Below are 12197 nucleotides of genomic sequence, written 5' to 3'. Positions count from 1 at the left end.
CAAGCACGGGCTCCATTGCACATAAAGTGTAGCTGGTGCTATGGACATCCATTCCGATTTTTAGTATTCTATTCATAAATGACCTCCTTTTGTATGTGGTAAACCACTGTCTATTGATTTAGTCGTCGATTACAGTATAGTGGCGAATCCACGATTTTACAAATGTGAGGTCATTTCATATTATCTTGTTTCTTCATCCGGTCACGCCAACACAGGCCGGATTTTCCCGGGCTGACGGCGCCTTTGTTGGCGCTTTACTCCCGGCAACGCCTTGTTTCTCCGTCCGCCAACGCCAACACGGGCCGGTTTTTCCCCGGCGGCCGGCGCCCTTGTTGGCGCCTTGCTCCCCGCGAAACCTTGTTTCTTCATCCGGTCACGCCAACACAGGCCGGTTTTTCCCGGTCTGCCAGTGTCGTTGTTGGCGCCTTGCTCCCCTCAAAGCCTTTGCCCTTCATTCGACCACGCCAACAGGCCGCCCCGAATCCATTTCCCGGGCTGACGGCGCCCTTGTTGGCGCCTTGCTCCAGGGCATTGTTTGCGCCGCCAGCCTCGGGAACAAAAAAGCCTGCACCCGAGCAGCAATCTCATCGTTACGCTGAGATCACTGCCCGAATGCAGGCTTTAGTTTTTCTTTAAGCTTCCACTAGCCCAGGAATCCCAGAGAGCTGAGCAGAATGATGATAACGAATACCGGTGCCACATAGCGAACCACTACGCGGTACATCTTCTCCATGCGGAACTTGGAGGACAGCTTGATTTCCTCGGCGATATGGTCCACACCAACGCAGCGAGCTACCAGGACGCACAGTGCGAACGCCGCAATCGGCATCATTACAGAGTTGGTAGCGAAATCAAAGAAGTCCAGAATCTGCATTCCGAAGATCTTTACGAAGCCCAGGGAGCTGTATCCCAGAGAGTTCAGGGTTCCCAGACCGAACAGCAGCAGGGTTACCAGCAGAGTGGACTTTCTGCGGCTCCATCCCAGCTCGTCCTGGAAGGTGGAGGTGCTGGTCTCTGCCAGAGAAATCGCACTGGTCAGCGCTGCAAAGAGCACCAGAAGGAAGAAGATGAATCCAACCCAGCGGCCCAAGCCCATGCTTGCAAACACCTTTGGAATCGTGATGAACATCAGGGACGGACCTGCATTCAGCGCATTCGGATCTCCGCCGGAGAATGCGAATACCGCCGGAATGATCATCAGTCCTGCCATGATGGCAATTCCACTGTCAAAGAGAATAACCTGTCCGGTTGCTTTCTCAATATCCACGTCCTTCTTCATATAAGAACCGTAAGTTACCAGAATTCCCATTGCGATGGAGAGGGAATAGAAGCTCTGGCCCAACGCCGCAACCACGGACATCCAGGTGAAGTTCTTCATATCCGGAACCAGGAAGTACTTGATTCCCGCCGCGGCGCCCGGACGCGTCATGGAGTAGATTGCAACAATCAGCGCCAGGAATACCAGCATCGGCATCATGATTTTGGAGATTCTCTCCACGCCGTTCTCCACGCCGGCGAAAATTACCACGACAATCATCAGCGCAAATACCACGAACCACAGCTCCGCACTGGCGTCATCGCTGATGAATCCGCCGAAGAAGGCATCGTCTGCCGTCGCGTTCACATTGCCCCGAAGGAACTCGTAAAGGTATTTCACAACCCATCCGCCGATTACACTGTAGTACGGCATAATCAGCATCGGAATCACCGCATTGAGCCATCCGCCGCATCCGGCCAATTTGCCCTTGCTAAAAGCACGGAACGCGCCCACCGGACTCTTCCGGGTCATTCTTCCCAGCGCATTCTCAGACATCATCATGGTGTATCCGAATGTAATTGCAATAATCAGATAAATCAGCAGGAAAATCCCGCCGCCGTGTCTTGCAGCGAGATAGGGAAACCTCCAAATGTTTCCCAGGCCGACTGCGGATCCCGCCGTCGCTAATACATATCCTAACTTACCGGAAAAACTTGCTCTCGATTCCGACGATACGTGCGCCGCATCATCAAAATAAGGTTCTTTCTTTGCCATTAACCTGTACTCCTTTCACCCTCATCCGATCTTTGTGGTTGGCCGGACAAATTTTACTCAAAATATTATCAACATGAACTACATTTTATCCTCCAATGACAAAAAAAGCAAGCTTTTTAAGGATATTTTTATAAATTGTTTTTTCCTACCGTTGCTTCTTCCGTTTTTTTCGATCGTTTCCTCGGAGAAGGTTGAAAATCAACAGGAAAATCCCCCGCACCAGTGCGAATATCACGAAGAAAAACAGGAATCCGCCCATGCCGGCCACCACGTCTTCCATCTCCATGTTGCCGGTTCCGTAGAACCCTTGACCGATTTCAATGGAGAATGTCAGCACGATCATTACCGTGAACGCATAGATAAATGCAATCACCAACGGATGATTCTGCAGCAGCTTGAAGATGAAATACGCTGCTAACACCACAATCATCCCGATGATTCCCATGACGATAAAATGCAGTTTTTTGTCGCTGTTGTAGTATCCCCATCCGTCGTTCATGCCCATGATTTCGTCATGAATTCGGGCGGTCCACATCACAATGCTATAGATGAATTCAGACATAATCCCTCCTTCTCCGGCTACCGATTCCGCGTCACGATGCCTTCCTCAGTTACCACGGCATCCATGGGAACATCCAGGGCATCCACCGCCACGTTGGACAGAATCATTTTCTCCGGGCACAGTGCCATCTTGACAAAATCCGTCCCCTCCAGATATCGGTCGTAGTATCCCGCACCGTGACCCAGGCGGTTGCACCGCTTATCGCATGCGACGCACGGAATCAGCGCCAGGTCGATTTCTTCTCGTGCTACTGTCTCTGCATCCTCCCGTGGCTCTCGGATTCCGTACCTTCCGGAATGGAGATCCTCCGGTCCGGTGTAGCACTTCGCTTCCATCTGATTCTCCGGAAGACACAGCGGGATGCAGATTTTTTTACCATCGGCGAGCGCTTGCGCGATAAAACCGTCGGTGATGACTTCCTTGCCGTAACTCATGTAGACGAAGATGGTTCCAGCAACCCGGTAGGCCTCGCTCGCCAGAATGTGCTTTGTGATGGCGTCGCTGGCGTCTCGGAGGTAGTCCATGTCCATCTCCTTCCGCAGGTCCCGGCAGCGGTCCCGAAGGATGCCTTTCCGGGCCCGGATGCTGTTCGCCATCATGGCATCGCCCTTTTTTGCCAATGTATCGATCATTCTCATTTTGAACACTCCATTTCCTCTATAAGATATTGATAGTGACGGTACTGCCGCCGGATTTCATTTTGCGCACCAGCAGCTGCCGGTCGATGCGGTTCTGAAGCTCCGTCACGTGGGAGATGATACCCACGATTCGGCCGCCGTCCTCCGCCAAGGTCTGAATGGCCTTCATGGCCTGATCCAGAGTTTCTTCATCCAGGGAGCCGAAGCCCTCGTCCACGAACAAGGCATCCAGCTGAACGCCGCCGGCGCTTTCCTGAATCTCATCGGAAAGTCCCAGTGCCAGGGACAGGGACGCCATGAAGGATTCTCCGCCGGAAAGGGTGGAGACGCTTCGGGTGGTACCGTTGTAGTGGTCCACCACGTCCAGGTCCAGCCCGCTCTGCTGATTTTTCTGGTATTCCTTTCGGCGAACCAGGTCGTACTGACCGCCGGACATCACTCGGAACCGGGTGTTGGCCCGCACCAGAATCCGATCGAAAAGCTGCTGCTGTACATAAGTCTCCAGCTGAATCCGCTGCTTTCCGGAAAGGTTTCCATTGGCGGTGTCCGCCAGATTTTGGAGCATGGAATACTTCCGTGCCGCCTGCTCCCGCTCGCCGCTCAGCTTTCGAATGTTGCCGGCCGCAGCGGAATTGGTCTCCCAGATCAGGTTATCCTCCTTCGCCTCTGCCTGCAGACGGAGATGTTCGTCCTTTTTCTGCTTCTGATTTTCCTGCAGTTCCGCGGATGTCATCGACTCTGCCGATTCGCCCTCTCGGATCTGCTTCTGCAGCTCGCCCATTCGGCCTTCCGCTTCCTGGATCCGGCGAGCGGCCGCTTTCTCGTTCTCTTCCGCCGACTGCACCGCCTCCCGGATTTCTCGGATTTCCCGGTCCAGTAACGACGCCGCCTTCCCGGCGGACTCCCGGTCCGGATACGGAAGGGTCTCCTTCAGTTCCGAGTAATTTGCAGAGAGATTCTCAATCTGCTCCTGCAGGCGAGCGGATTCCAACTCCAGCTTGCGATAGGCTTCTTCATCACCCTCCTGCTTTTTCTGAAGCGTCTCCAGCTTCTCCTCCAAAACCACTTTCGCCTCGGCCGCCGCTTCCGATGCCGCCAGGGCTTCCGTGACCTCTTTCCATTTTGGCCGAAACCGCTTCTGCTCTTCCATCAGCGTCTCTTTCAGCGCCGCCGGCTCCGTCGGCATATTCAGCCCCTTGGCCTTTTCTTCCATATGCTGAAGGCTGCTGTCTCGGGTTCCCCGCAGAGCTGCCGCCTTTCGGCCGGCCTCATCCATGGCGGTTTTGCTTTCTTCCCAACGCTTCTGGGACTGTTCCACCGTTTCCCGGGTCGGCGCATCGTCGGTTTTCATCGCCGGCGACGGGTGGAGCAAGGATCCGCACACCGGACACGGCTGATTCTCCGCCAATTCCGCCGCCAGGATTCCCGCCTGGTCATCCAGAAACGCCCGGTGCTGCCGGAGATAGGACTCGCCGAATTCCCGTTCCTTGCCGCAAGCCGCCTGATAAGTCACCGCCGCCCGGCTCCACTTTTCCGAATCTTCCTCATAGGCTTCCAGCAAGGTCTTCAATTCATTGTATTCCGCCCCCTGACTCCGAAGGCGTTCCTTCTCCCCGGAGAACGCTGCGGCCTTCCCGGCCAGTGCCTCCTTTTCTTTGATTTTCTGCCGGCAATCCTGAATTTGCTGTGTCAGGGCTTTCCGGCCCGCTTCCAACTTCTTTCGAGCCGCCTCATCCGAAGCCTGCTTTTTCTCCGCTTCGATTTTCTGCTGCTTCAATTCTTCCAGCCGGTCGTACTGCTGCAGCCGGTCCTGCTCCACGTGAAGCCGCGCTTCCTTCTCCTTCGCTTCCGGTTCACGGCTCCGCGCCGCTTCCAGCTCCTGTTTTCGCTGCTCCGCCGCGGCCTGAAGTTTCGTCCACTGTTCCCGAGTCTCTTCCAGCGCCTTTTTCCGCTTTTCCTGCTCTTCCGCCGCCAGAATCCGGGCCGCCAGAGCATCCAGCTCCCCTCTCAGAAGTTCCTGCTTCTTCTCTCCTTCTTCCAATCTTATTCCGGCCTCATCCCGGAATTTCTCAATCGCCTGAAGGTACTCCTCGTCCCGAAGCCCGCTCCGGTCCGTTCCTTCCGGAAGCCGTGCCCGTTCCTGCTCGAAGCCGATTTCTCGCACCACGTCGTCGTACGTCTTCCGCGCCTGACGGGCCTCTTGCTTCAGGCGCTCCTCCAGCCGGGCATACCGGCCGGTGCGAAAAATACTGCTGAAAATCTTCCGCCGCTCCTCCGTCTTGGCCAGCAGCAGCTTGAGAAAATCCCCCTGGGCAATCATGGCAATCTGCATGAACTGATCCCGGGTCATCCCCAGAATCTCCCGGATTTTCTCGTCCACCTCTCCGGTGCGGGTGAGAATCTCTCCCCCCGGCAGCCGCAGCTCCGCGGATGCGTTCTCCTGGGTCATGCCCTCGCCTCGCAGCTTCGGCCGCTGATAGGTCGGATTCCGGAGAATCTCATATTCTTTATTGCGGTAGGCAAAAACAAGTTTCACCTCCGTGGGGGTATCCGGCTCCGCATAGCGGGAACGCAGCATATCGCCGCTCCGCCGGTCACTGCTGGCGGTTCCGTAAAGTGCGAAGACGATGGCATCGAAAATGGTGGTTTTACCCGCCCCCGTATCCCCGGTAATCAAGTAGATGCCGCTGGTCCCCAGCCGGTCCATTTCTACGGTCTGTTTGCCGGCGTACGGTCCGAAGGCGGACATTTCTATGCGAATCGGTCTCATACCTGTTCCTCCCAAATTTCACGAATCAGTCCATCCAGATACTCTTTCCGGTCCGAATCCATCTCCTGCCCGTTCTGCTGCTCATACAGCGCGGCGAACAGTTCCCCCGGCGTCCGTTCCTCCACCCGGTCCAACTGCTCCACTTCTTTCTGCGAGCGGGTTCTCCGGTTGTCATAATCCAGCAGCATGATGTTGGGATAGTACTCCCGAAGGCGGGACAAGGCGTCCACCACATCGGTCTCGTCCGTGAGAATCATATGGTAATAATCCGTCTGGAGCTCCCCTTTCTTCCGGGCTTCCTCCAGGATCTCCTCAAAGGTCCCCCGCAGCTCTATCATCTCTCTCCGAGGCTGCAGCGGAATCTGCCGAATTTCCGTCTCTCCTTTTGCCCGAAGCTCCGCCACCGTCACGCTCTTCTTCTGGTGAAGCTCCGAAAAAGAATACTTCAAAGGGGATCCGGCGTACCGAATCGTCTCGCTTCCCACGCGCTGCGGACCGTGGAGGTGCCCCAAAGCGGTATAATCAAAGGGGCTAAAAACACTTCCGTCCACCCGGTCCAGACCGCCCACCGACAGCTGTTCCGAGTCGCAGGTTTCCGGCAATGCCCCCGCCGCCGTGACGAACTGATGGGCCAGCACCACGTTTCTCCGGGACGTGTCCACCTGCAGATCTTCAATGATGGTTCGCAGCGCATCCGTGTAATCCTCGATTTCAACATCCGGGAAAAAGCTCCGCACCACGGAAGGCCGCAGGAAGGGAATGAGGTAGATGTTCACCTCGCCCCACCGATCCTCCAGGGTGTGGTGCCGGATGGTTCCGTCGTACATCGGCGAGATCCAAATGCCGCTCCCCTGCATCAGCTGATGCCCGAAGGCTACCCGCTCCGCCGAATCGTGGTTTCCGCTGATCAGGAACACCGGGACGTGCTTCGCCGCCACGGCGGTGAGAAAATCGTCCATCAAACGCACCGCCTCTGCCGGCGGGATGGTTTTGTCGTACACATCGCCGGCAATCAGCAGACCGTCCGGCTGCTCCTCCTCCATGATTTCCAAAATCCGATTCAGAATGTATTCCTGATCCTCCATCATGGAAAACCCGTTTACCCGTTTTCCCAAGTGGAGATCCGCCAGGTGCATCAGCTTCATTCCTCTAATTCCTTTCCGTCACCACCGGAACAATCCGGCTCTGACTGCTGTACTCCGGATGTTCCACCCGGATACGAATTCCACGCTTATTGTTTCGAAGTTCCCGGGCGGAGAAATCGTGCTCGCTGATCATCAGCGGCATCCTCTTCTCTCCAAGCTCGCCGGTTTCGTTCCGCTCCAGTCCCGGGCAGAGCGCTTCCACGCCCATCTCTTTCAATACCCTTGCCGTCTCCCGGTTCACCCCGTTCAGGCCGTAATCGCCGTACAGCCAGAGTCCCTTTCCCGCCAGCCGGTGCAGCCAGCTCAGGTTCCCCACCAGAATCGGCACACTTTGGCCCAGTTCCCGGATTTCCCCTTCCCGGTGCAGCAGGATGTCGTCCTCACGGCCCTTGGTCACATTGGAAATAAAAGGAACCGCTTCCGGGTCTTCCCGGTTTCCGTACGCCTCCGCTAAAGATTGACCGGAACGGTCCGCCTCCAGGCACAGAGCGGCCAGAGGAACTCGCGGCAAGGTATCCGGAAGAACCGGCAGCCCGGTCTCGGATTCCCCCATCGCTTCCATCGTCCGGAAGCCTTCCGGAAGCGTCCGGCGGAACCGGATCTCCTCTTCCAGCTTGGCCAGGCACTCCCGACGAAGAGCGTTGATTTCCGATGCTTTTACCCGTATATCAAAGTCCCCTCGGAAGCGGAGGCTTTCCACTTCAAATGGGGTATTTCCAGTCTTTCGAAGGGCATTCTCGTACCGTTCCTTCGGCGTGGCCCGTTCCGCATCCGTCTCGAAAGGACCCGCCTCCAGCACTGCGCTCTTCTTCGCCTGGCTGTCCCACAGCTCCCCCGTTTCCGGGATGGTTGTACCGGTCAGGCGAAGCACATTGTCGAAACATGTCAGGGTCAGATTAATGCCTCGGCGCCGTCCGATGCGGCGGGATTCCGGCGATGCGTCCAAGGACATGTTCCGGAAGGAGCTGCGCGCCGCTTCCAGCTGCTTCTTGGAGGATGTTCGGTACACCGCATCCCCCACCTGCACCGGCTCCTTGAAATCCCCGATGCGCAGAACGCCCTTTCCCGGCTCCTTTCGGTAGCTGATGATGGTGCTGACCGCCTTTCCGGCCTTTCGCTCCGAACGGATTTCGATGCCGTCGCCCATATCCGGCAGGATATCGCAGGATACATCCACCAGGGTGGAGCCCGGTTTTACCGATTGTACGGTTCCGATGCGGATGCCCTGATTCTTCGGAATCACCGGGGACATCAGCTTCTCTCCCGGATTTCCATTCAAATAGCCCGAGGTAAAACCACCTCGGTTAAAAATCTGCCGCAGCTCCCGGCGATCCTCCGGGGTCACGTGATAGCTGCCTTTTTCCATGTATTCGTCGATGTATTTCCGGTAAATTCGGGTGACCACCGCCACATACTCCGGGGATTTCATCCGACCTTCGATTTTGAAGGAGTAGACGCCCGCTTCAATCAGCTCTCCCAGTCGGTCCACCAGACACAGATCCTTGGGACTCAGAAGATGGCCGGAGATTTTCTTTCCGTTTTCATCCACACCTTCATAAGGAAGGCGGCAAGGCTGGGCGCAGGCGCCGCGGTTTCCGCTTCTGCCCCCGTAGAATCGGCTCATTTGGCATTGTCCGGAATAGCAGATGCACAGGGCGCCGTGAACGAACACCTCAATATCCAGGCCCCCATCCCGACAAGCCGCTTCCATCTCCGCCAGAGACAGTTCTCGAGAAAGCACCACCCGTTCGTAGCCCAGCTCCTTCGCCAGTGCCACCGCTTCCGCATCGCAGGCGGTTCCCTGTGTGGAAAGATGCAAGGGAAAATCCGGCAGCTCTTCGTGAATACGCCTTCCCAATCCCAAATCCTGCACAATCAGGGCATCCACCCCCGCCCGATACAGGAATCCGGCGTATTCCACCGCCTCTTCCATTTCCTCATCGAAAATCAAGGTGTTCATGGTCACGAACACCTTCACGCCTCGGGCGTGGGCGTAGTCCAGGGCCTGCTGCATCCTTTCATCGTCAAAATTTCCCGCATTCATCCGGGCGTTGAACAGGCGGCCGCCCACATAGACGGCATCCGCCCCGTTCTCCACCGCCGCAATCAGCGGCTCCATACTTCCGGCCGGAACCAGCAGCTCCGGTTTTCTTCTCTTCTTCATTCCATCCTCTTATGCTTCTATTCTTCGTTCATCTCTTTCACGCAGGTCCAGAAATCCTTCGGGCAATCGATAATCCGGTCCGCATGGTATTTCTCCAGCTCTTCCCGAGGGCGGAATCCCCAGGTGACGCCCACGGTATACACCCCCGCATTCTTTCCCGTCATCATATCCGTGTTGGTATCCCCGAAGTACAGGCATTCCTCTTTGGAAAGACCGAATCGGTCCAGGATTTCGAACACTCCCGTAGGATCCGGTTTGATGGGAATTCGGTCGGTCTGCCCCTGGATGTGATCGAAAGTGTTTTTGCCCAAAATCGTCTCCACCACGTTCACCGCGCTGAGGTGGGGTTTGTTGGAGAACACCGCCAGCTTGCAGCCGCAGTCCCGAAGCTTCTTCAGGGTTTCCGGCACGTACTCGTAGGGCTCCACGTGGTACAGGGGATCCTCCTGCATCCACTTCCGGCACAGCTTGATGCCCTCGGAAAAGAATTTTCCCTCTTCATCGCCGGATGCCGCCAGCGCCCGGCGCAGGGCGTTATCGATGCCGTCCCCGGCGAAATAGTTATAGGCTTCCACCGGCTGCGCCTTCAACCCGTAATGTTTCAAAGTCATATTGATGGGACGGGCGATGGACTCCTGCGTCCGGGTCAGTGTCCCATCCAGATCGAAAATGCATGCTTTAATCATATTAATACCCTCTTTCAAAATCCACGGCGTGAACCAGCGGTTCCCCCGCGATGTATCGCTCCAGGTTTCGGCAGAACAGGTCCACGGACTCCTCCCGGGTGTGTTCCAGGGACATGTTCCCGGAAATGTGCGGGGTGATGATGATGTTCCGCGCATCCCACAGCGGATGATCCTTCGGCAGCGGTTCCGGCACCATAACGTCCAAAGCCGCCCCGGCAATCCGCTCTTCGTTCAGGGCCGCCATCAGCGCATCCTGATCGATAGCGCTGCCCCGGCCCACGTTCACCACGATGGCCTCCTTCGGCAGCATCGCAATGCGCTCCTTGGACAGGGTCCCCCGGGTTTCCTTCGTCTCCGGCATGCACAGCACCAGAATATCCGTTTCCGGCAGCAGTGCATCCAGCTCTCCCGCCGTGATGATACGGTCAAAAGAAGGTTCGTCGCAGCGACCGCTCCGGTTCATTCCGATGACGGTCTTCGCCCCCATCCCCTTCATTCGCTTGGCGGTATATTTTCCGATATCTCCCGTCCCCAGAACCGTCACCCGGCTTCCGTAGATGGAACGAATCGGCACGTCGTGGCGCCATTCCCGATTGTCGATGATTTCCCGGTATCTCGGCATCTGCTTCAGCAGCATCAGGGACACCATCACGATGTGCTCCGAAATAGTCACGCCGTAGGAACCCGCCCCATTGGTGAGCCGGCAGCCCTCCGGCAGCACCCCCGGTTCCAGATACGGTGCGATGCCCGCATAGGAGCTGGCACACCACTTCACGTTCTTCAGCCCCTTCACCGGCTTCGGCGTCTCGCAGAAGACGATTTCCGCATCGGCTATTCTCCCCACCGCCGCATCGTCGTTGTCGTAGAACACTGTGTCAAATCCGCCTTTCGCCGCGGTTTCCTCGATTTTCTTTCGCCTCGCCTCCGTCAGGAAATGCACGGAGACCGCTATTTCACGTCTCATAATCCCATTCTCCCTTCTGTGAAAAAAACTACTTTGATTGTACCACAAGCCCCGGCCATTCTCCATAGCTTGACGGCACCGCAAAAAAAGACGACGCCCCGGTTAACGGGACATCGTCCATTAGGAAGGTTGGTTCTTGCAATTTATTGTCTACATCATCTCCCTTATTGCCGATGGTGTAATGATCGTTGTTCTCCGCCAGCAAAAACTTCTGCTTTCCACTATTTTGCCGTGGCCTTGTCCACCAGGAACTGTCCTACCTTCTCCTGGAAAAAATACTCTTCGAAGTTGTTCTCCTTCGCATAATCCTCGTAAGAGGATCCGGCCTGCTTCTTGAACTGCTTCTCGCTGAGTCCGGTACTTTCCTTGAACTCCTTCAGCCTCTGGTCGTAATCGCTGCTGCTGAGACGGATGCCCTCTTCTTTTGCAATGGCATGTGCCACCAGGTGCAGCTTCACGCTCTCCTTGGCGCTGTTCTTTACCATGGCCTGATAGGATTTTTCGTCCATACCATAGGCTTTAATCAAGCTGTCCACGTCCATTCCGTACTGAGAAGCCATCTGCTCATAGTTCTGCTCCACGTCCTTCTTGGCCGCCTTGAGCTGCAGCTTCGGCGTCTTCTTCAGCTTGGAATCTCCGCTGACCTTGCTGAGCAATTCGCTGCCCACGGAATTCTTCTTGTCCTTCTCCAGCTGTTCCCGAACGTGCTTCTCGTATTCCGCCTTCGTCTTGCACTCGTTGTCCGTGTTCTTCTTGATGAATGCCTCCGTCAGCTTCTTCTCTCCGGCATTCTTCAGCTTCGCCTGAATCTGTTTTTCCACGTCCTTGTCGGACACCTTCAGCTGAGACTTTTTGTAGGTCAGCTTGTCCGTGGACGCCACCTTCACGTATTTGTCGTAGCTGAAGAATTTATAGCTGTCTTCCTCGAACAGTCCGGTGTTCATCCAATAGAAGAGGCCGCCCAGCAGAACCACCGCCAGCACGATGCCCGTCACAACGGCGCCCTTCCGGTGACGCTTGCGGAACTTCTTCGACTCGCTCTGATAGCGCTCTTCCTTCCGCTGCGCCTTCTCCTTCTGATACGCATCCCGCTTCTTCTGCTTCTTAATCGCTTTCCGCTCCGCCGGCGACAGTTTCTTCAGTTTCTCTTCTTCTTTTCTTGATACTTTCTTAGCCATTTCCACTCCTGCCTGTTTGTAATTTCAATGCAGTTCTACACCCCCGGATGTAAAATCA

The 12197-nt window shown here is 55.9% G+C and carries 9 protein-coding genes; all 9 read right to left on the bottom strand.

All coding sequences use genetic code 11. The annotated features are described in order from the left end of the window. Positions 1-643: 643 nt before the first annotated feature. The 9 genes from FYJ65_RS08375 to FYJ65_RS08335 all read right to left on the bottom strand — a co-directional run bounded on the left by FYJ65_RS08375 (position 644) and on the right by FYJ65_RS08335 (position 12139). Entirely contained in the window at positions 644-2032 is a 1389-nt protein-coding gene (locus FYJ65_RS08375; protein ID WP_154554876.1) for a sodium-dependent transporter, read from the bottom strand. Between the two features lie 145 nt (positions 2033-2177). Further along, positions 2178-2594, bottom strand: a complete 417-nt coding sequence (locus FYJ65_RS08370; protein ID WP_154554875.1) for a VanZ family protein — start codon at positions 2592-2594, stop codon at positions 2178-2180. A gap of 17 nt (positions 2595-2611) precedes the next feature. Continuing rightward, positions 2612-3232 (bottom strand): 5-formyltetrahydrofolate cyclo-ligase, encoded by a 621-nt coding sequence (locus FYJ65_RS08365; RefSeq protein WP_154554874.1) that lies wholly within the window; start codon positions 3230-3232, stop codon positions 2612-2614. A 19-nt stretch (positions 3233-3251) separates the two neighbouring features. After that, positions 3252-6002, bottom strand: coding sequence for an SbcC/MukB-like Walker B domain-containing protein (locus FYJ65_RS08360; protein WP_154554873.1), 2751 nt, complete (start codon positions 6000-6002; stop codon positions 3252-3254). Beyond that, positions 5999-7147 (bottom strand): exonuclease SbcCD subunit D, encoded by a 1149-nt coding sequence (locus tag FYJ65_RS08355; RefSeq protein ID WP_154554872.1) that lies wholly within the window; start codon positions 7145-7147, stop codon positions 5999-6001. Before FYJ65_RS08355 ends, FYJ65_RS08360 begins: the two co-directional genes overlap by 4 nt. Before the next feature lie 4 nt (positions 7148-7151). Further along, positions 7152-9311: a peptidase U32 family protein gene (locus FYJ65_RS08350; RefSeq protein ID WP_154554871.1), complete on the bottom strand. Its 2160-nt coding sequence runs from the start codon at positions 9309-9311 to the stop codon at positions 7152-7154. Positions 9312-9328: 17 nt separating this feature from the next. After that, complete coding sequence (locus tag FYJ65_RS08345; RefSeq protein WP_154554870.1) at positions 9329-9997, bottom strand: HAD family hydrolase; 669 nt, start codon at positions 9995-9997, stop codon at positions 9329-9331. Between the two features lies 1 nt (position 9998). Next, the gene (locus FYJ65_RS08340) at positions 9999-10961 is read right to left on the bottom strand and encodes a D-2-hydroxyacid dehydrogenase (RefSeq protein ID WP_154554869.1); all 963 of its coding nucleotides are present in this window, start codon (positions 10959-10961) and stop codon (positions 9999-10001) included. 221 nt (positions 10962-11182) lie between these two features. Continuing rightward, the gene (locus FYJ65_RS08335) at positions 11183-12139 is read right to left on the bottom strand and encodes a trigger factor (protein ID WP_154554868.1); all 957 of its coding nucleotides are present in this window, start codon (positions 12137-12139) and stop codon (positions 11183-11185) included. Positions 12140-12197: the final 58 nt, after the last annotated feature.

Source organism: Mogibacterium kristiansenii, assembly GCF_009695905.1.
Classification (GTDB): domain Bacteria; phylum Bacillota; class Clostridia; order Peptostreptococcales; family Anaerovoracaceae; genus Mogibacterium_A; species Mogibacterium_A kristiansenii.
This window is presented reverse-complemented; position numbering and strand designations above follow the sequence as displayed.